Source organism: Chryseobacterium geocarposphaerae, from assembly GCF_002797535.1.
GTDB lineage: Bacteria > Bacteroidota > Bacteroidia > Flavobacteriales > Weeksellaceae > Chryseobacterium > Chryseobacterium geocarposphaerae.
Map to the genome: position 1 here is coordinate 708,255 of NZ_PGFD01000001.1, position 22,115 is coordinate 730,369.

A 22,115-nucleotide genomic window follows, 5' to 3' on the forward strand; every position below is an offset into this window, starting at 1 on the left:
TCTTTTTTATATGATTAAATTTTTCCTTGAATAATTTTTGCCACGATTGAACATTTGTTTTAAGGCAAAAATGTTTGTTATATTAAGTTTTCTTTAAAAATTGAATCAGTCATTCTTCATTCTAACGTATTTTCATAATTATGTACAATGAAAAAGATGAAGAATATATTCTTAATACTTTCTGCGATAATCTTATCTCAGGGAGTACTGGGACAGAATAAAATACTTGCGGAATTAGAAAATCATAAAGTAGGTTTACCTAATGGCTGGACATTAACCCCTGTGGGAAATCAGGTGGTTTTGGGTGATCTTCCTCTCAATCTGGTCATCAGTCATAACAAAAAATGGGCTGCCGTAACCAATAATGGACAAAGTACACAGACCATTGATCTGATGGATATTGAACATCAAAAAAAGACAGATAGCTCAGTTATTGCAAAATCCTGGTACGGATTGGCTTTTTCTTCAGATGATACTGTTTTATATGCTTCGGGAGGACATGATAATATGATTAAGACCTATTCTGTTAAAAAAGGAAAATTGGCATTGCTGGATTCTATTGTTCTGGGAAAGCCATGGCCTGAAAAAATTGGTATTGCAGGGCTGGATGTTGATGATAAAGTTCAGAAACAGCTGTATGTGGTAACCAGAGAAGATAAAAAATTGTATGTAATTGATCTTAACAACAAATCAATACAGTCTAAGGTTGATCTGGGAGCAGAAGGTTATACCTGTAAACTGTCACCAGATCTTAAACAATTATACATCAGTGTTTGGGGAGCTGAAAAACTGTTGGTTTGGGATGTTGTTTCTAAAAAAATAACAAAAGAGATTGCTGTGGGAAATCATCCCAATGAAATTACTTTCAGTAAAAATGGAAAATGGCTGTATGTTGCCAATGCCAATGATAACTCAGTTTCAGTAATCAATACCAAAGAGGGTAAAGTTGTAGAAACTCTGAATGCGGCGCTATACCCTAATGCACCAAGCGGTTCCACAAGTAATGGAGTTGCCCTTTCTGAAAATGGAAAAACCTTATATATTGCCAATGCAGATAACAATTGTCTTGCTGTTTTTGATGTAACGAATCCCGGGAAATCAGTTTCCAAAGGATTTATACCTGTAGGATGGTATCCTACGAATGTCAAGGTGGTAGGCAATGAGATTTTGGTAACCAATGGAAAAGGTCTTTCTTCCAAAGCCAATCCCCGAGGACCGAATCCTACAGATAAAAAAGAGAAGGTTGATCGCCATTCTGGAGATGCTAATAAACTTAAGGAAATACAATATATTGCCGGTCTGTTCAAAGGAACGTTAAGCTTTATTGAGAATCCGGAACCTGAAAGACTGGCTATTTATTCACATGCTGTCTATCAGAATACACCTTACTCGAAAGATAAGGAACTGAATGCGGAAGGCGAAGCCGGAAATCCCATTCCCATGAAGATAGGTGAAAAATCGCCCATTAAATATGTTTTTTATGTCATTAAAGAAAACCGGACCTATGACCAGATTTTAGGAGATCTTCCGCAGGGAAACGGTGATCCCAATTTATGTTTGTTTGGGGAGAAAATAACTCCGAATCAGCATAAAATTGCGAATGAATTTGTATTGTTAGATAATTTCTATGTGGATGCGGAAGTAAGTGCAGACGGACACAATTGGAGTATGGGGGCTTATGCAACAGATTATCTGGAAAAAACATGGCCTTCGAGCTATGGAGGAAGAGGAGGAAGCTACGGAGGTGAAGGAGAAAGGGAAATAGCCAATAATAAAGGCGGATTTATTTGGGATAATGCGAAAAGGCATAATGTAACTTACCGAACATACGGGGAATTTGCAGATAAAGGAAAACCAAATGTAAAATCATTGGAAGGACACGTAGCGACAGGCTATACAAGCTATGACTTAAGTGTATCGGATACCACTCGTGTCAGACAATGGAAAGAAGATTTCGATGCGCTTATTCGAAGCGGTAAAATGCCTCAGTTAACCACTATTCGTATCAGTAATGATCATACGGAGGGAATGAGAGCAGGTAAAAAAACACCTTATGCTCACGTTGCGGATAACGATCTGGCAGTAGGTCAGTTTGTTGATCATATAAGTAAAAGCCCTATCTGGAAAGAAACTGCTATTTTTATTCTTGAAGATGATGCTCAAAACGGTCCCGACCATGTGGATGCCCACAGAAGTCCGGCTTATCTGATAAGTCCTTATGTAAAAAGAAAATCTGTTGATCATACTATGTATTCCACAGCGGGAATGCTCCGTACGATTGAATTAATCCTCGGAATGAAACCTATGACCCAATATGATGCAGCAGCAGTTCCTATGTGGCGATCATTTACTAATCAGCCGGATTTTGCTTCATTCGATCATGTTCAGGCTAATATAAATCTTAATGAACGAAATCCTGAAAAAGGCAAATTAGCAGAGCTGAGCGCGAAGTTTGACTGGTCTAAGGAAGATGCCGTTCCTGATTTGGTATTCAATGAAATCCTTTGGCAGGGAATCAAAGGAGAAAGCGCGCCTGCTCCGATACGTGCCGCGTTTCTGAAAACTAATGAGGACGAAGATGATGATTAATAGGTTGTATTTCTTAATAAAATAGGGGAATTTGATTCCAATCCCTAATTAAACATTATTTTTTTATAATCAGTTTTTCAGATAGAATGGTTTTTTCCTGATCATCAACCTGAACGATATATGCCCCACTTGAGAACGCAGAAGTATTGATTGAAACCTTAGTTTCAGAATATTTTTTATTAAATATCTTTCTTCCCGACATATCGTGAATGCTAATTGTAGCTCCGGCCGGAAGATGGTCTATAGTAACAAAATCTTTTGCTGGGTTAGGGTAAATTGAAATATTACTTTTAATTGTATTTCCATGGGTACCAAGCTGATTTCCTGCAAGTTTTATCACTAAGAAATCAGAGGTGACATTAGCTGTTTGTGTAAACCCTCCTATAATATATCCTCCGTCAGAGGTTCTTTGAATGGAGGACGCTCCTTGATTATATGTTCCACCATAAGAATTCTGCCATTCTACATTGCCTAAAGCATTAAGTTTGATCACTCCAAAATCAGACTGAGGAAAACCAGTGATCGGATCGTAAGAGTAGAAGAAGCCTGCAACAATACATCCGCCATCAGGAGTGCTGTCAAGTCCTACAGGTCTATCATCCATACTTCCTCCGAAAAAGTTCTGCCATAGTGTAGTTCCTGTGGAATTAAGTTTTACGATCCAAAAATCATAATCCGGACTTCCACCATCGCCTTGTAATATAGAATACCCGGAAACGATATATCCGCCATCTGTCGTTTGTTTCACCGATTGTGCTACATCATTCGTACTGCTTCCCAACGATTGTTGCCATTGAAGAATACCTGTTGCGGTTATTTTGATAACCCAATAGTCATTGGCACCATGATTTCCGATTACATAGCCATACGGTGAAGATGAATATCCTGCGACGATATATCCGCCATCTGTTGTTTGTTCTATAGAGTGCGCTTCTTCCCAGCCGGACGGATCGCCATAGGTTTGTTCCCATTCTATATTTCCTAAAGCATCTAATTTTATAATCCAGAAGTCCTTATTGCCTCCTACCAAAGTTGGAGGGGCCATACTTTTGTATCCTGCGACAATATATCCGCCATCAGTTGTTTGTCTTATACTGTAAGCAGAATCATCATTAGGTCCTCCATATGTTTTTTGCCATTGTATATTTCCTGAAGCATCCAGTTTTATCACCCAAGAGTCTTTGTAACCATAGTTTACGGAAACATCTCCATCGTGAGAAGCAGTAATTCCTGCAAGAATATATCCACCGTCTGAAGTTTGTTGTATGGAAGTTCCAATATCCAGGTAAGAACCTCCAAAACATTTTTGCCACATAATATCTCCAGTAGCATTTGTTTTTACTACCCAAATATCTCCGGAGCCATGATTTCCGGTAACATCTCCATTATTAGACGAAGATGAGCCAATATGAATATATCCTCCGTCTGAAGTTTGATGAAGGTTATTATGCAAGTCAGACTGGAGACCTCCATAGGTCTTCTGCCACTCAATGGCGGGAGCCTGTGAGTATAGATTGTTGCTGAGATAAATACAGAAAAAAGAAAGAATAAATATATATTTCATATAATTGTGGTCAATTTGATGATTATTCAAATATAATTAAAATTAATTTGAATGCTTAAAAAGCCGATGCATGTAACATACCACTTATAAAACTATTTTTATTTTATAATTACATGGGAATATTACTTTATTCTCCAATTATTCAACACTAAAGTTATGATTACATCATTCCACATTTCAAAATTCATGAGTTTGGGCTTGATCGGAATGATGCTTGTTTTCATCCAATTATCATGGCCAACAATAAACATCATAGCATCATAATTCAGTTCTTTATCAAACGGATTTTTAACTTCTAATACCATTTGCTCATGTTTTCTTCCCTCTACAGTTTGAGAGAATTTGATTTCAATGGTCTTTGCAGGATTTAAGTTTTCCTTTACAACTTTCATTGATGTAATTTTGTTTCCACTTATTTCAGTTTCGACATATAAATTTTCGCCAGGAAATATTTGCAGAACCCCTTCTTTCACAAAGTATTTTGATTTCGGAACTTCCTGTTGATAAAATTGGATCGAATCGACGGGGATTTTTAAGGTAAATTCTTCTCGATATTCTTTTTCATTTTGTCCAAAACAGAAATTTGAAAATAGACTGATTATGAGCAGAGAAAGTATTTTAATTTTAAGCATTTTAGAGGTATAAGAGATTGTTTTCAAGATGATATCTGATATGTTTTTTTATAGGTAATATTAATGGAAGTTACTTTCTAAACATTTAAAATTCTGTTTAATTGTTGATACGTCTTCAATTAATTTTTCTTTACGCTGTTCAAAAGTTGTGAATTTTTTTCCATAAGCTATCAGTATTTGAATTTCATATTTACTTTTTTCAGAAATATTTTCAAGAATTTTGTCAAGATTTCTATAACGAGAATCAAGTGAAACAAATTCTGAGACATTTTTTTCTACAAAATTTAGTTTGTTGCACAAGCTTTCGTATTCAAGATATTTATTTAATTTATTTTCTTCATTAGTTTCATCTAAAGAAAAATTTATTGAGACTCTTTGTGCACTTATAGAAGAACAAAATAAAAAAAAGAAAATCAGGGATAAATTTTTCATAATATAAGTTTCATATGGCTATAATAAATAAAATAGGTGCTAAATTTCATCTTCATAGTTACTTTAAATAAAGAATAAAAGTATTTTGGATTAATGTAAGAATACTTTTTGCATAATGGTTTTTAATTAACATGACGCTCAAATATACAAAGTTTTATCAGTCCATTTTTTCTTACAAAAAACTATTTTACTGTAGTTTTTGAAATGTATACCAATTTCTTATTATTCAAGATTCCGAATGATAAAAACAGCTGTTAAGGATAATTTTTATACATTTGTTGTAATGTATTTATTCAGATTGCTTTTAACATTCTATTTCGTGGCGTTGTCTATCATGCCATGCAATGATGTTGCTGCTAAGCAATTGAATGCTACTCCGAATTTTGCATACGTAAATAATCCACAGGAACATTCCCATTCAAGCAATGATACCTGTTCTCCGTTATGCTTTTGCAATTGTTGCCAGATGACGGTGACTTCTTTTAAAATTGAACCTGTCATTATCTTTCCGGAGCAGGTTCGTAGCTATTTTTCAAAGAAAATCTTTTTTCAGAAAAATGATTTTGCCTATTTGGTGTATGACCAGATCTGGCAACCTCCTAAGATTTAATTTTTATTGATTTTTGGTGGAAGACTCTTGTCTTTCATCAATTCGTTATGAAATCTTTGCAATTCCGTTGCATGGAGTTTCTTTTCATTTTTGTCCTTCTGCTTAACCATTTTAAGCAGACCGACATTCAATAAAAATTAAATTCAATGTTAGATAAAATCATAAGATTTAGCATCAAGAATAAGATTGTCATTGGAATAATGACTGTGGTGCTTGTCATCTGGGGCGTTTGGAGTGCCTCAAAATTACCGATTGATGCCGTACCTGACATCACTAACAATCAGGTACAGATTATTACTGTATGTCCCACATTGGCAGGGCAGGAAGTGGAACAGTTAGTAACCTTTCCCATTGAGCAGAGTATTGCCAACATTCCGGATATAGAAGAAACGAGAAGTATTTCAAGATTCGGATTATCCGTAATTACAGTTGTGTTCAAAGAGAACGCAGACATTTATTTTGCCCGTCAGTTAATCAGCGAACAGCTGAAGCAAGCCGTTGAAGAGATTCCCAAAGGCATCGGAACTCCCGAATTAGCGCCTGTAAGTACAGGTTTGGGAGAAGTCTATCAATATATTCTTCATCCGAAAAAAGGAAGTGAAAAAAAATACACGAGTAAAGAGCTGCGAACTATGCAGGACTGGATCGTTCGCAGACAATTGAACGGAACTCCGGGAGTGGCCGAAATCAACAGCTTTGGTGGAGAGCTTAAGCAATATGAAGTAGCCATCAATCCGGATCGTTTGAAAGCAATGGGAATCAGTATCACCGATATTTTTACGGCTTTAGAAAAGAACAATCAGAATACGGGAGGAGCGTATATTGATAAAAAACCGAATGCTTATTTCATCAGAGGAATCGGTATGGTAACGTCAATAGAAGACATCAAGAATATTGCTGTAAAAAATGAAACGGGAAGTGTCCCTATTTTTATAAAAGATGTTGCGAATGTTGGTCTTGGTCATGCTATCCGCTATGGGGCTCTTACTTATAATGGCGAAGTTGATGCAGTAGGAGGTGTTGTGATGATGCTGAAAGGAGCCAACAGCAATGAAGTCGTGCAAAGAATTAAAGATAAGATTCCGACGATTCAGAAATCACTTCCTGATGATGTTATTATTGAACCGTTTCTTGACCGTACAGATTTGGTAGACAGAGCCATTAATACAGTAGAGAAAAATTTAATTGAAGGTGCCTTAATCGTCATATTCGTTCTGGTTCTTTTTCTAGGCAATTTCAGAGCAGGATTAATTGTGGCTTCGGCGATTCCGCTTTCTCTTTTATTTGCTTTAGGAATGATGAATGTTTACGGAGTCAGTGCCAATCTGATGAGTTTAGGAGCAATTGATTTCGGTTTGATTGTAGACGGAGCGGTCATTATTGTAGAAGCAACCCTTCATCACTTAGGACTCAGAAAAACAACAGGAATATTGACCCAATCCGAAATGGATGAGGAAGTATTCTTATCGGCTTCAAAAATCAGGAGTAGTGCAGCTTTTGGAGAAATTATCATTTTAATTGTTTACATCCCTATTTTAACGTTGGCAGGTGTAGAAGGAAAAATGTTTATCCCAATGGCGAAAACAGTAGGTTTTGCAATTTTGGGAGCGTTGATTCTGTCGCTAACCTATATTCCGATGATGAGTGCTTTATTTTTATCTAAAAAAATAGCCCATAAAGAGACTTTTTCAGATAAAATGATGAACAGGCTGCAAAGAATTTATCAACCGTTATTGGAAAAAGCTTTAAAGATAAAATATGCTTTAGTGGGAGGTACAATGGCTTTATTTGTGGTTTCTGTCTTCATATTTAACAGAATGGGAGGTGAGTTTATCCCCCAGTTGCAGGAAGGAGATTATGCTTTTCACTGTATTCTCCCGCAGGGAAGCTCATTGAGCCAGAGTATTGAAACATCCATGCAGGCTTCAAGAATTATCAAGCAATTTGACGAAGTAAAAATGGTGATCGGAAAAACAGGTTCAGCAGAAGTCCCTACAGATCCGATGCCGCCGGAAGCTTCAGATCTGATCATTGTTTTAAAACCGAAAGAGGAGTGGAAAAGAAAAAAGTCTTATGACGGACTGGCTGATGAAATTTCCGAAAAACTGGAAACTATTCCGGGAGTATTTTTTGAGAAAAACCAGCCGATCCAAATGCGTTTTAATGAATTAATGACAGGAATCAGGCAAGATGTGGCGGTAAAGATATTCGGCGAGAATCTGGACTCATTGGCAATGTATGCGGATAAAACGGCAAAAATAATCTCGTCGGTTGAAGGAGCGACTTCGCCACAGATTGAACGGGTAAGTGGCCTTCCACAAATCAATGTGGAATATGACAGAACCAGAATGGCAAACTACGGACTGAATATTGAAGAGGTAAACAATGCTTTAAGTACCGCTTTTGCAGGGCAGGCTGCGGGGCAGGTTTTTGAAAACGAAAGAAGATTTGATTTGGTAGTGCGTTTAGACAGCCTCCATAGAACGAATATTGACGATGTAAATAACCTGATGATTTCAACCAGTTCCGGGGCACAGATTCCGCTTTCTCAGGTAGCGAATGTCGGTTATAAACTAGGACCTGCACAAATCAGTCGTGAAGAGGGAAAACGTAGAATAGTGATAGGGTTTAATGTAAAAGGCCGCGATGTGGAAAGTGTTGTAAAAGACATTCAGGCAAAGCTGGACAAAGTAAAACTACCATCAGGCTATTATTTCACGTATGGAGGTCAGTTTGAAAATTTACAGGCTGCAAGTCAGCGATTGATGGTTGCAGTACCTGTTTCATTATTTTTAATTTTTATGTTGCTGTATTTCACATTCCATTCCTTTAAACAGGCAGCATTGATCTTTACAGCGATTCCAATGAGTGCAATAGGAGGTATTTTTGCTTTAGTACTCAGAGATATGCCTTTCAGTATCAGTGCCGGAATAGGATTTATCGCACTATTTGGTGTTGCTGTTCTCAACGGAATTGTGCTGATCGGAACTTTCAATCAACTGGAAAAAGATGGCGAAACGAATATTATAAAACGGGTAATTGAAGGGACAAAAACCAGATTGCGACCTATATTGATGACGGCAACGGTAGCGTCTTTAGGATTTTTACCGATGGCTATTTCCACGGGAGCAGGTGCCGAAGTTCAGAAACCTTTGGCAACAGTGGTGATAGGTGGTCTGATTACCGCAACTTTTCTTACGTTATTCGTATTGCCGATGCTGTATATTATTTTTAATACAAAAATTGATTTAAAAAAGATAAAACCTAAATCATTAAGCGCAGTTATTGGATTAGGGTTTTTGTTCTTTGGACAGACTGTCAAAGCACAGCAGGGAAGTCCTTTATCTCCGGAACAGGCTATTCAAATGGCGCTGAGCAATAATGATCTTATCAGATCAAAAGATTTGGATATTAAAGCCAGCGAAGCCTTAAAACCTACCGCTAAAGAGCTTCCGAAACTGAGTGTGGATGCACAGTTAGGCCAGTATAACAGTAAAAAGTTTGACCAGTCTTTTTCGATCTCGCAAAATATTCCGTTTCCGACTTTGTTTAAAGCCAGAAAAGAACTGGTTGCTGAAGAAATTAAAGGAAAACAGATTAATAAGGAAATTTCTGCCAATGAACTGGCAAAGCAGGTCAGAACCTATTATTACCAGATTGAATATTTACAGTATAATCAGCTGCAGCTTAAACATCTGGATAGTCTGTATCAGGATTTTATAAGAATTGCTACGGTAAGGTTTAAAGCAGGAGATATTAAAAAAATCGAGATCAACACGGCTGAAACCCAAAAAGGAGAAATTAATCTGCTGCTGAAGCAGAATGAAGTATATCTTACCAATGCGTATAAAAACTTAAAAACACTGCTCAATACATCTGAAGAAATTACAGTTCCTTCCAATAAAAACTATTATCCTTTAAATGCAGAGAATGTTCTTGATAGTCTTTCGATTGCAAAGCATCCTACCGTAAAAGCATTCTATCAGGAAATGGAGATTGCGGAAAAAAATAAAAATGTTGAAAAATCTCAGGGACTTCCGGAATTTACCATCGGATATACCAATCAGTCTTTAATCGGTTTTCAGACTATTAACGGAATGGAGCAGTATTTCAATGGTGGAAACCGCTTTCATTCGGGAACAATAGGAGTTTCCATTCCTTTGACTTTCGGGGCGACAAAAGCGAGAATGCAATCCTGGGAGTTTCAGAAGCAAATGGCGGAAACCAACGCAAAATTCCAGGAAAAACAACTGGAGAACCAGTTGGAAAATGCTTTCAATCAATACCTGCAAAATATAAAGCGATATGAGTATTATATAAACCAAGCCATTCCTAATGCGGAAAAGATTATAAAAGCCGGACAATTAGGGTATAAAACAGGTGAAATATCATATGTGGAATATCTTTTTGCTTTGCAGGCCGCTACGAATATTCAGCTTAAATACCTCGAATCTATCCAGCAGGTGAATGAATCTGTAATTACTATCAATTCAATATTAAATAAATAAAATGAACATCAAATATCATATCATCAGTCTTGTATTTATCTCGCTTTTTGTGATAAGCTGTGGGAAAAAAGAAGCTGCTGAAAAAGCTGTGGAACCCAAAACAGAACAGAAAGAGGAAAATCATGAAGAAATTTCCCAAACCATTGCAGAACTTACGGAAGAACAAATGAAATCCGTCGGAGTGACGTTGGCGACGATTGAAATGAAAGAGCTTACTTCAACCATTAAAGCAAACGGATTATTAAGGGTTCCTAACAACAGAAAGGCTACGGTAACTTCGTTATATGGCGGAGTCATTAAAACGATTAATGTGCAGATCGGTGATTTTGTAAGAAAAGGTCAGGTATTGGCTACGATAAGCAATCCGGAATATATTCAGTTACAGGAACAGTATTTGACCATAAGCAGCCGAATTACCTATGCACAGCAGGAATACAGCAGGCAAAAAGAACTTTTTGATAATGATGCAGGAGCGAAAAAGAATCTCCAAAGTGCAGATGCAGAATTAAAAAGCTTAAGAACTCAGAGATCATCATTACAGAGACAGCTTCAGATGATGGGAATCAATCCGGGAAAAGTAACCAATGGTAATATGCGTTCGGGATTGGTTATTACTTCTCCAATCAGCGGAACGGTAAGTAACATCAATGCACAGATCGGAAGCTATGTAGATGTTTCTTCTCCCGTGTTAGATATTATTGATAACAATTCCATTCATCTTGATCTTCAGGTGTTTGAAAAAGATTTACCCAAAATGAAGATCGGGCAGATCGTCCATTTTAAGCTGACCAATAACCCTGAAACTGAATACGATGCAAAAATATACAGCATCGGTTCTTCCTTTGAAAATGAAAGCAAAACAATCTCTGTTCATGCCAATGTTACTGGAAATAAAGAAGGTTTGATCGACGGGATGAATATCACCGGAATTGTAAGCTTGGATAAATCGGTTACTCCTGCTATTCCGAATGAAGCAATTGTAGAAGCAGACGGAAAATATTATGTCTTTGTACAGACCGATAAAAAGACAGAAGAGCATGAAGAAGAAAAAAATCACGGGAAAGAAACGAAAGAACATTCAAAAACCATGAATTTTGAAAAAATTGAAGTGGTAAAAGGTTCAACAGATATGGCCTACACCGCGATTACTCCGGTAAATAATATTGCTCCCGATACAAAGATTGTGGTAAAAGGAGCTTTCTTTGTTAATGCAAAATTGTCCAACTCAGAAGAACACGAACATTAAATTTCCCAAGTGAAATTCTTCGAAAAGAATTTCACTTTTTTACTATTTATTTAAACCATTAAGAGCTATTGAGTTGTTAAGTTAATTAAGATAAAATCAAGGATTTTAGCAGGGGTAAAGCGAAGCTCAACTTAATATTCTGAAAAACTTAAAATATCTTAATGGTGAAGTTCATCCGTAATGAAAAATAAGAAGTAAATTTTTGAAAAGTATAACAAGTTTTCTATTAATTTTCAGAAATTTGGCGCCTCGTCCTACATTTTTAAAATCAGTTATCAGTAATGGAATTATCAGGAGAACACACACTATTCAATACCCATATCAGCACGCTTTCGGTGTATGACCTCTTGAAGCATACCCAAAACGGAAGTTTTATGGAAAAGAGAGATTTCCAAAATATTCTTCCCATAGCTCTTGAACTAAATGTAGGAGTTTTTACCAAAAGAAATTCAACGGTTGATTCTCCCATCGTTTCAGTAAGCCAGATCGGAAATGATATTATTTCATCCTGTTCCTGTGATCAGGATGATCAAAAACTTTGTGAGCATCAGGCAGAAGTCATTCATTGTATCCTCGAACATGAAGATTTCCGTATTTTCTATGATAACAACTTACGCCGTAAGATACTGGTGCGGTCAGCTAAAGGTTACGGTTTGGAAAACGAACCTAATCTCGATGCCTATTTTCAATTGAACCATACGGATGGAAAGCTGAGGATTGAAACTAAAATGAAAGAACTGCTTAAAATGGATGAGCAGGTTTTTAAGAAAGATCTTATTCCGCAACAGCAATCCCTCATCAAAAAATTAGCGGCCCAGGAGACCGATAAAAAGCAGATTCTCGTTATTGGTAGACACCGTTACTACAATCAGTTGAGCTTTTTGCTTATGGAAGCGGATATAACGCAGACGGGGAAAATTAAAAATCCGGTAAGCAGTACAGATCCGATGAATCTTATATGGAAATCTGAAAGTCCTTTGGCAGTTAAATTTTATACTGCCCTTGTTGTTTTTCAGAATAAATATAACGAAGACAATACAGATACAGAACTGGATGCTTTACAGCAGATTATTAAGAATCCATTAGAATTAGATACCTTTTTTCATGACAGGGAAATTTCTGAAACCATTTCTGCAAAATCTCTGATTCCTGTTGATATAAAAGTTTTAAAAGCCGAGATACAGTTAACTGTTTTTAAAAAAGAACCGTTTTTTGAAATTACAGGAGAGCTTGTTTTCAATGATACCTCACTTCCTTTCAGCAATGTAGTGATTCGCCATGAACACTTTGTGTATCATCAGCAGACTTTCCATTATGTAGATCATCCCGATCTGCTTCGGGTGCTTAAGTTTTTCAAGACCAACAATGAAATCTTATTGATTCATTCTTCCAAATATGAAGAGTTTTTTCAGAATGTTTTGGCTCCTTTGGAAAATCTGGTTCATATTAATTACAGTTATATCCGTAAAGCTACTTCGGGGGAGCTTATTGAGAAAAATTTTGAGGTAGAACGTATTGTTTACCTGAATCAGGAAGGAAACTTCATATCCATTATTCCCGTAATGAAATATGGAGAGGTAGAAGTTCCTGTTTATTCCAGAAAGCAGATATTTGATACTGATCAGAACGGAAACGAATTTAAAATAGAACGCGATTACAATACAGAAATTGCTCTCACTTCGGTGATCATGAATCAGCATTTAGATTTTAGCGAACAATTAGAAGGACACGAATATTTCTATCTGCATAAAGATAAGTTTTTAGACGAAAACTGGTTTTTAAATGCCTTTGAAATATGGCGGAATGAAGGGATTACTATTCTAGGATTTAATGAAATTAAAAATAATAAACTCAATCCTCACAAAGCCAAAATAACCATAGAAGTCAATAGTGGAATTGACTGGTTTAATGCTAAATTAAAAGTTCACTTCGGAAAAAAGAAAGCCACTCTGAAACAAGTACACCGGGCTCTAAGAAACAAAAGTAAATTTGTCCAGCTGGATGATGGTTCTCACGGAATTTTACCGGATGAATGGATTGAAAAAATTACCCGATATTTTCAGGCAGGAGATATTGATGAGGATTTGCTTAAAATTCCAAAGATCAATTTTACAGAAATATCAGATTTGTTTGAAAAAGAAGTGTTGAGTGAAGAAGTACAGAATGAAATTACGACTTACCACCAGCAATTTTCAAAGATAAACAGGAGTGAAATCCCGGTTCCTGCAGAATTGAATGCTAAACTCAGAGATTATCAGCGCGAAGGGCTAAATTGGCTGAATTTTTTAGATAATTTCAATTTCGGAGGACCGAGGCAGATTATGTCTATCTTATTGATCCTTGGTGGAATCCTGCCATCGAAAATCAGGCGATCGACCGAAGCCACAGAATCGGACAGACTAAACATGTAGTGGCAGTTCGATTGATTTGTACGGATACCGTAGAAGAAAAAATCATGAACATGCAAAAGAAAAAACATAAGCTGGCTCAGGATTTAATTAAAACGGATGCTTCTTTCTTTAATAGTCTGTCTAAAAATGAGCTTCTGGAAATTCTATAATAGGTAATTATTTTTTCTGCATTTTACTAATTTCTTTCAGATAGTTCTGATAATCGGAATAAGGTTCATAAGTCCTGCTATTGGGCTTAATATAAAGAATACCTTTTCTATTGTCCAGTATCACATTGAAATGATTTAAAACCTGATTGCCAAATAAGCTGGTTTTTCCTTTAGGCTTATTGGGATCAGCAGCGTTGGTAACAATGTCTTTAAAATAAACTCCGGAGATCGTTGCATCAAGACGTACTATTTTTTTATCATTAATGGTTGTTAGTGGGACCAGTTGTTCCCAATAATCCTTTTTTGAGGTGAAATCTTCCCCAAGGAGCATAGTTCCGTCTCTTCCGGTATCAAAAAGGAACCAGAAGTCATAATTTTTATTGTTGTGACTAAATTTTACATTAAACTTTGGTCTGTCCTGCTCATAAAAAACAGGCTGTTTTTTGAACCCTTTAGTGGAAAGAAGTTGAGAATGAATGATAAATTGTTTTTTATCGTAATCTATTTCAATAATTTTATCCTTGAAAAAACTGTTTCCAATGATAATATCTTCATAATCCTGCATATTCCTGACCTCGGTTAAAGAAATTCCCGTCCAGTGTAAAACTGCTAATTTCAACTCATTATCAAGGCTTGTCCTTGCTTGGTTAATTCCGTTTGTATTGTTTATAAGAGTCTGAGAAGTAAAAGAGAGTCCTAAACGTTCTACAGATTTTGTATTTATAACACTGGTTCCTGCTCCCAAATCGAATTGGACCGTAACTGATTTTCCATTAATAAGTCCATCAAAATAAATCCTTGAACCTATCAGTTTAAACGGGATAATTTGAGGAAAAGAATTCTTAGAAATTAAATGAGCAGGATTGGGCGGTTGTGTAGATGAAATCCTCACATGGCAACTGTCTTTTTTGTTAAGAACAACTATAAAATCATAGTTTTTTCCAGGCTGCGTACGAAAGGTTAAGCTTCCTTTATCTGTTTTGAAATGAACAACACTTTTCTTTAGCGGAATGTTAATAAAATAAGTATCCGGTTTTAATGCTGGATCCAGTTTCCAGTTGACTTCGACATATTTTCCGTCTTTAATATGTGCTTGTTCGTTAGAAGCTTCAATTACCGGAAGCTGTGATTGAGATTTTACAATTGAAGAAAATCCTGAAACGATAAGAATAATAAGGGCTGTAATGGTATGTTTAAATAAAACTAAAAAAGAATACAATGACTTCATAATTGTTGGAGCTAAATTTATGCAGCAAAGGAAATAGTAATCACCCAAAATAGAGGAAAATATACTCCGCCAAAGTGCCGCCAATCAGCCGTCACATATTATAAAATGCTGATATTGGGATAAATCCGTGGATTTTTGTCTTTACTGAGAGCTACAGCATTTCTGAGAATTATAATGATGTTGACCAATATCCAGACGATAGGAATCAGAAGTTTAAACTGAGTTTGGATTCCCAACCAATCAGTTAAGATAAGGATGACAATGAATAATAAAACTGCAATTATTGTCCATAAAATCTGAATGGAAATAATTTTTCGGGTAAGTGCATTATTTTGTTTTTTGAAGAATAAAATAAAGACCGGGATTAAAATATTTAATGGAGGAATAAATGTAAAAAGCAGTGATGAGAGATTGATTATTTTTGTCCATTGATGTTGATTGTTATCATCTTCAGTAATTTTGTTCCCGAGTAATTCAGCTTCATTAATTTCTAAAGCATTACACAAGGCTTTAAGGGTATAACCTTTGGGAACAGTTCCGGCTTCTATTCTCTGGATAGTTCTTACAGAAACTCCTGTTTTCTCCGAAAGCTCTTGTTGTGTAAGATTCAATTGTTCTCTTATTGCCAGTAATTTGTTCATGCCGTTTTTTGTAAAATTATAGATTTTATTCTTACAAATGAATTTTTATGAGAAGGATAAATTGTAGAAAATATAATTTTTCTGTCCGTATAATTTTTACCTTTGTCTCTTAATTTTATTGTTTTGAGCAAGATATTAATCATCGATGATGAAGAAAAAATCAGGGCCCTTCTTTCAAGAATTATTGAACTGGAAGGTTTTGAAATATTTCAGGCTTCTGATCTGAAGAATGGAAAAAAAAGACTGGAAAATTCAGATATTGATGTCGTTATCAGTGATGTAAAACTTCCAGACGGTAGCGGAGTCGATTTTTCCAAAAATATCAAAGAAAGCTATCCCTGGATTGAGGTCATTCTTCTTACTGCATTCGGAAATATTCCTGATGGCGTTCAGGCCATAAAGAACGGAGCATTTGATTATATTACCAAAGGTGATGATAACAATAAGATCATTCCGCTTGTTTACAAGGCGATGGATAAAGTAGGCTTAAACAGGAGGCTCATGCAGCTTGAAAAACAGTTGGGAGACAAGCAGTCTTTTGATAATATCATCGGAAAATCAAAAAGTATAGAAGCAGCCGTTAATTCTGCAAAAAAAGTTGCTGTAACGGATGCAACTGTTCTTTTAACAGGAGAAACAGGGACCGGAAAAGAAGTCTTTGCACAGGCAATTCACAATGCAAGTCATAGAAATAAACAGAATTTTGTAGCGGTTAACTGCTCTGCCTTTAGTAAGGAATTGCTGGAAAACGAATTGTTCGGGCATAAAGCAGGAGCCTTTACCGGAGCTGTAAAAGATGCTAAAGGAATCTTTGAAGAAGCTAATAACGGGACTGTTTTTCTTGATGAAATAGGAGAGATGCCATTAGATTTGCAGGCAAAATTACTTCGCGTGTTGGAATCCGGAGAATTTCTGAAAGTAGGAGATAGCAAGCCTACCAAAGTGAATGTAAGGATCATTGCTGCCACCAACAGAGATTTACAGAAAGAAATCGATAACGGAAGTTTTAGAGAAGATTTGTATTACCGAATTAATATTTTCAATATCGTCCTTCCCTCTTTAAGAGAAAGAATTTCTGATATCGAAGACTTAGCCGGCTTTTTCTTAAAAAAATATACGCAGAAAGTTGGGAAAAAGATTAGTTCTATTTCCGATGATTATCTGAGTATACTGAAAAAGCATTTTTGGAAAGGAAACATTCGTGAACTCCGCAATATTATAGAAAGAAGTGTTATTCTGGAGGACAGTAATGAGTTATCCATTAGCAGCCTGCCCTTCGATATGCAGCAGGTTTCAACTGCTCAATCTGCCACCGATAAAACTCTTTCTGCTTTTTCAATGGCAAGTGCAGAGAAACTTCATATTCAGAAAATCCTCAATTATACCCAGGGAAACAAAGCCGAGGCAGCCCGTTTACTGGAGATCGGTATTGCCACTCTTTATCGGAAAATTGATGAATATAAAATTTCATAAACGATTATCATATTGATAACGAGCCTATCATTTTGATAGGCTTTTTTGTTTCTATTAATCATTGTTTTAAATATAACTGTTTGAAATATAGATTGTTGTTTTGTTCTGTTTCAAAAGGGAATATAAATTGGCATTGATGATTCAAATCATTCTAAACATGAATCATACAGAAGCAATGCAGGAAATCCTTAAAGTAGTTCCTGAATCAGAAGAAGAATTTAAAGACACGTTCAGAACCAGAAATTCTTTTATGGTCATTAATGTTTTCACAAAACAAATCAGAAAACTCATCCGTAAAAAAGATCAGAAAGTTTTGGTTACCTGTCTTAACAAAATGGACGAGATGTATAAAAAAGGTGACCAAGCGTTGAAAAGTGCCATAGAATCTGTGTTTATCTACTCTTTAGACAGTCTCACATTTACCTGTGATAAGGCCTACAAAAATTTAATCTTTGAAAAGATCCCTTTGCCTTTAAAAAACGCGTATCTGCATCAGGTTTATAAATCAGGAATTTAAACTCGTAAAAAGATGAAAGTAAGAAAACAGGGAAGCTGGAAAGAATGGAAATCTTCCAGCGACAGACACAATCTTGAAATTTTAGTCATCAATGTAGTGGTCATTTTGGGAGTATTTGTAGTGGCCGCCATTATTCAGTGAATATTAAAAATTATAAAAATGAGCACTATTTTAATAATAACAGGAGCAGTTCTTTTTGCTCTGTTTTTTCTAACGGTAAAATACTTTGAGAAAATATGATCACCCTATTCATTATAGCCATTAGCGTATTCATTTATATGTGCTATGTGCTGGTAAAACCGGAGAAATTTTAACCATAATGGAAATTGAAAAATAATTCATCATCAATTTTCAGATTTTAATTAAAAACAATGAACTCAGAAATTTTAGGAATATTATTGATGTTCTTTTTAGCAGTAGGTCTTGCCATACCTTTAGGAAGATACATCGGAAAAATATACAGTAATGAAAAAACTTGGCTGGATAAGATCTTTAATCCCATAGATAAAATATTTTATAAGACAGCCGGTGTGAATGCAGACATGGAAATGACCTGGAAGCAACATCTTTTTGCTTTATTAACAATCAATCTGGTCTGGTTTTTAGTCGCCATGTTTGTATTGACCAATATGGGGTGGCTTCCGTTGAATCCGGATCATAATCCATCCATGAGTGGAGACTTGGCATTCAATACGGCGGTAAGTTTTGTAACAAATACCAATCTTCAGCATTACTCAGGGGAAACAGGTATGTCTTATTTAGGGCAGCTTATCCTTATGTTATGGCAATTTATCAGTGCAGGGTGCGGAATGGCAGTTGCAGCAGTGGTTTTCATGGCAATGAAGGAAAGAACAACAGAAAAACTGGGCAATTTTTACTTCTTTTTCGTAAGAAGCTGTACAAGAATTTTATTACCGATTGCTGTTGTCGTTGCAACTTTGTTAGCGTTTAACGGAACTCCTATGACATTTGAAGGGAAAGATACTCTTACTAATCTGCAGGGAGATAAAATAGATGTGAGCCGAGGCCCGGTCGCAGCATTTACAGCAATAAAACATTTGGGAACAAACGGAGGCGGTTTTTTTGGACCTAACTCGGCGCATCCTTTCGAAAACCCGAATTATTTTACCAACATAGTAGAAATAGTAACTCAAATGCTGATTCCTTTGGCGATGGTTTTTGCTATGGGGTATGTTTTGAGAAGAAAAAAACTCGCTTGGACTGTTTTTGGAGTAATGACCATAGGATTTTTACTCCTTACGATTCCTACAGTCATTTCAGAAGTAAATGGAAACCCAGCGATTGCTCATATGGGAATTTCTCAGAACATGGGAAATATGGAAGGCAAGGAAGTACGTTTCGGATCTGCAGCATCTGCCTATTGGAGTATTGCCACAACGGTGATTTCTACAGGAAGTGTCAACTCTATGCATGATAGTTTTATGCCTTTAAGCGGAATGAATCAATTGTTGGGAATGATGGTAAACTGTTTCTACGGAGGTGTGGGAGTTGGTTTTTTAAACTTCTATATTTTCATCATCCTTGCCGTTTTTATCAGCGGATTGATGGTAGGAAGAACTCCTGAATTTTTAGGAAAGAAAATTGAAGCCAGAGAAATGAAAATAGCCATGATTATCGCGCTTCTTCATCCCTTTTTGATTCTTTCAGGTACAGCGATGGCGAGTTATCTGTATTCTCAGAATCCTGAAACATTCGCAAGCTGGCTGAATAATCCTGGTTATCACGGCTTCAGCGAAATGCTGTACGAATTTACCTCATCGAGTGCAAACAATGGAAGTGGCTTTGAAGGATTGGGAGACAACACTCCTTTCTGGAATATCGCCTGTGGAATTGTCATGTTGATGGCAAGATACTTACCCATTATCGGTCCGGTTGCCATTGCAGGAAGTCTTGCCGCTAAAAAATACATTCCTGAAAGTGCAGGAACACTAAAAACCGATACTTCAACATTCGGATTGATGGTATTTGCTGTAATTGCTATTGTAGCAGCATTGTCATTTTTCCCGGCATTGGCGCTGGGACCTATCGCAGAATATTTTTCTATGTATTAATTATTAAAAAATGAAAGGAAATAATAACAACTTGTTTCAGGCTGAATTAGTGAATGAAGCATTGAAACAATCATTTATAAAATTGCATCCGGCAAAAATGTTCCATAATCCGGTTATGTTTATGGTGTATATCGGAACACTGGTAATGGCCGGAGTTTGTGTATGGATTGCAGCAGGTGAAACTTCCCAGGGAAGCCTTATCTATAATATCATTGTGACAGCAATACTGTTAATCACCCTTCTTTTTGCCAATTTTGCCGAAGCTATCGCCGAAGCAAGGGGAAAAGCTCAGGCAGATTCTTTAAGAAAAACAAGAGAAGAAACTCCTGCAAAAATGCTTTCGTCAAACGAAGAAATTACAATAGTACCTTCCAACCAATTAAGAAAAGGGGATGTATTTATTTGTGAAACCGGAGATATCATTCCTTCTGACGGAGAAATTATTGAAGGGCTGGCTACGATCGATGAAAGCGCGATCACTGGAGAGAGTGCTCCCGTAATTCGTGAAGCAGGAGGGGATAAAAGTAGTGTAACCGGAGGTACAAAAGTACTTTCGGATAAAATTAAAGTAAAAGTTACTACAGAGCCCGGAGAAAGTTTCTTAGATAAAATGATTGCTTTGGTTGAAGGTGCATCAAGACAGAAAACCCCGAATGAAATTGCTTTAACGATTCTTTTGGCAGGATTTACATTAGTATTTATCATTGTTACCGTTACGTTGAAGCCATTTGGTGATTATGCGAATACACCTATTACTATTGCAGCATTTATCTCCTTATTTGTTTGTCTGATTCCTACTACGATTGGAGGTTTACTATCGGCAATCGGTATTGCGGGAATGGACAGAGCGCTAAGAGCAAATGTAATTACCAAAAGTGGAAAAGCAGTGGAAACAGCAGGAGATATTGATGTTTTATTACTGGATAAAACCGGAACCATTACCATTGGAAACAGAAAAGCAACCCATTTTTATCCTGCTAACGGAATTGAGGAAAAGGCTTTAATAAAAGCAGCCGTTCTAAGCTCTATGGCAGATGAAACTCCGGAAGGAAAATCAATTGTAGAATTAGCAGGAATAAACCCATCAATTTATGATATGAAAGACCCTCAGTTCATTGGTTTTACGGCAGAAACAAGAAGCTCAGGGATTGATTATGAAAACACACGAATCAGAAAAGGGGCAACTGACGCAATTAAAAATATTGTTACCAATTCAGGCAATATATTCCCAGCGGAAGTTGAAGAAAAAGTCAGAGCTATTTCTCAAAACGGAGGAACACCACTCGTGGTTTCAGAAAATGAAAAAGCTCTGGGAGTGATCGAATTGCAAGATATTATCAAACCGGGGATTAAAGAACGTTTTGACCGTTTAAGAAAAATGGGGATCAAAACCGTGATGGTAACCGGAGATAATCCTTTGACTGCTAAATTCATTGCTGAAAAAGCGGGAGTTGATGATTTCATTGCAGAAGCGAAACCTGAAGATAAAATGAATTACATCAAAAAAGAACAGTCCGAAGGAAGGCTGGTTGCCATGATGGGAGACGGAACCAACGATGCTCCTGCTCTTGCTCAGGCAGATGTTGGCGTTGCAATGAACAGTGGAACACAGGCTGCAAAAGAAGCCGGAAATATGGTGGATTTAGATAATGATCCGACGAAGCTTATCGAAGTGGTAGAGATTGGGAAGCAATTACTAATGACCCGTGGAACATTAACCACCTTTAGTATTGCGAATGATGTAGCAAAATATTTTGCAATTGTTCCGGCATTATTTATTGCATCCATCCCTGCATTACAAGGGTTGAATATCATGAATCTACATTCTCCGGAATCAGCGATTCTTTCAGCAGTCATTTTCAATGCAATTGTAATTCCGATGTTGATTCCCCTGGCTTTAAAAGGAGTTGCCTACAAACCAATCGGGGCAAGTGCACTCTTAAGAAGAAACCTTTTGATCTACGGTTTAGGTGGAGTTATCATTCCATTCATCGGGATTAAGATTATTGATTTATTGGTATCGATTTTTATTTAAGTAAAAAG

16 protein-coding genes are annotated in these 22,115 nt (G+C 36.5%); 11 read left to right on the forward strand and 5 right to left on the reverse strand.

The window, feature by feature from the left end; genetic code table 11:
* Positions 1-156: 156 nt before the first annotated feature.
* A complete protein-coding gene (locus CLV73_RS03040) occupies positions 157-2,589 on the forward strand; it encodes a bifunctional YncE family protein/alkaline phosphatase family protein (RefSeq protein WP_228424204.1) in 2,433 nt (810 codons plus the stop codon).
* Positions 2,590-2,644: 55 nt separating this feature from the next.
* Here the strand turns inward: CLV73_RS03040 and CLV73_RS03045 are convergent, their stop codons facing one another.
* The 3 genes from CLV73_RS03045 to CLV73_RS03055 form a co-directional block, all read right to left on the reverse strand.
* Positions 2,645-4,153 (reverse strand): T9SS type A sorting domain-containing protein, encoded by a 1,509-nt coding sequence (locus CLV73_RS03045; RefSeq protein WP_100375402.1) that lies wholly within the window; start codon positions 4,151-4,153, stop codon positions 2,645-2,647.
* Between the two features lie 122 nt (positions 4,154-4,275).
* Positions 4,276-4,785: a hypothetical protein gene (locus tag CLV73_RS03050; RefSeq protein ID WP_100375403.1), complete on the reverse strand. Its 510-nt coding sequence runs from the start codon at positions 4,783-4,785 to the stop codon at positions 4,276-4,278.
* Between the two features lie 60 nt (positions 4,786-4,845).
* Positions 4,846-5,217, reverse strand: coding sequence for a hypothetical protein (locus tag CLV73_RS03055; protein WP_100375404.1), 372 nt, complete (start codon positions 5,215-5,217; stop codon positions 4,846-4,848).
* 238 nt (positions 5,218-5,455) lie between these two features.
* Here CLV73_RS03055 and CLV73_RS03060 point away from each other — a divergent pair, with 238 nt between their 5' ends.
* From CLV73_RS03060 to CLV73_RS03075, 4 genes are all read left to right on the forward strand, one after another.
* A complete protein-coding gene (locus CLV73_RS03060) occupies positions 5,456-5,827 on the forward strand; it encodes a DUF6660 family protein (protein WP_228424206.1) in 372 nt (123 codons plus the stop codon).
* A gap of 146 nt (positions 5,828-5,973) precedes the next feature.
* Complete coding sequence (locus CLV73_RS03065; RefSeq protein ID WP_100375405.1) at positions 5,974-10,335, forward strand: CusA/CzcA family heavy metal efflux RND transporter; 4,362 nt, start codon at positions 5,974-5,976, stop codon at positions 10,333-10,335.
* A 1-nt stretch (position 10,336) separates the two neighbouring features.
* Positions 10,337-11,581, forward strand: a complete 1,245-nt coding sequence (locus CLV73_RS03070) for an efflux RND transporter periplasmic adaptor subunit (protein WP_100375406.1) — start codon at positions 10,337-10,339, stop codon at positions 11,579-11,581.
* 281 nt (positions 11,582-11,862) lie between these two features.
* A complete protein-coding gene (locus CLV73_RS03075) occupies positions 11,863-13,992 on the forward strand; it encodes an SNF2 helicase associated domain-containing protein (RefSeq protein ID WP_228424208.1) in 2,130 nt (709 codons plus the stop codon).
* Positions 13,993-14,148: 156 nt separating this feature from the next.
* On the opposite strand, the gene CLV73_RS03080 is transcribed toward CLV73_RS03075, so the two are convergent.
* Together CLV73_RS03080 and CLV73_RS03085 are read right to left on the reverse strand one after the other, a co-directional pair.
* The gene (locus CLV73_RS03080) at positions 14,149-15,369 is read right to left on the reverse strand and encodes a retropepsin-like aspartic protease (RefSeq protein WP_100375407.1); all 1,221 of its coding nucleotides are present in this window, start codon (positions 15,367-15,369) and stop codon (positions 14,149-14,151) included.
* Between the two features lie 98 nt (positions 15,370-15,467).
* Entirely contained in the window at positions 15,468-16,010 is a 543-nt protein-coding gene (locus CLV73_RS03085) for a helix-turn-helix domain-containing protein (protein WP_100375408.1), read from the reverse strand.
* 123 nt (positions 16,011-16,133) lie between these two features.
* Between CLV73_RS03085 and CLV73_RS03090 the strand changes: the two genes are divergently transcribed.
* From CLV73_RS03090 to kdpB, 6 genes are all read left to right on the forward strand, one after another.
* Complete coding sequence (locus CLV73_RS03090; RefSeq protein WP_100375409.1) at positions 16,134-17,483, forward strand: sigma-54-dependent transcriptional regulator; 1,350 nt, start codon at positions 16,134-16,136, stop codon at positions 17,481-17,483.
* Between the two features lie 157 nt (positions 17,484-17,640).
* Positions 17,641-18,000 (forward strand): DUF7674 family protein, encoded by a 360-nt coding sequence (locus tag CLV73_RS03095; RefSeq protein WP_100376972.1) that lies wholly within the window; start codon positions 17,641-17,643, stop codon positions 17,998-18,000.
* Between the two features lie 12 nt (positions 18,001-18,012).
* On the forward strand, positions 18,013-18,141 hold the full coding sequence (locus CLV73_RS19145) for a hypothetical protein (protein WP_262496321.1): 129 nt from the start codon (positions 18,013-18,015) through the stop codon (positions 18,139-18,141).
* Between the two features lie 95 nt (positions 18,142-18,236).
* The gene (locus tag CLV73_RS19240) at positions 18,237-18,314 is read left to right on the forward strand and encodes a potassium-transporting ATPase subunit F (RefSeq protein WP_100376973.1); all 78 of its coding nucleotides are present in this window, start codon (positions 18,237-18,239) and stop codon (positions 18,312-18,314) included.
* A 57-nt stretch (positions 18,315-18,371) separates the two neighbouring features.
* Complete coding sequence (gene kdpA, locus CLV73_RS03105) at positions 18,372-20,072, forward strand: potassium-transporting ATPase subunit KdpA (RefSeq protein WP_100375410.1); 1,701 nt, start codon at positions 18,372-18,374, stop codon at positions 20,070-20,072.
* A gap of 10 nt (positions 20,073-20,082) precedes the next feature.
* Positions 20,083-22,107, forward strand: coding sequence for a potassium-transporting ATPase subunit KdpB (gene kdpB, locus CLV73_RS03110; RefSeq protein WP_100375411.1), 2,025 nt, complete (start codon positions 20,083-20,085; stop codon positions 22,105-22,107).
* Positions 22,108-22,115 lie beyond the last annotated feature (8 nt).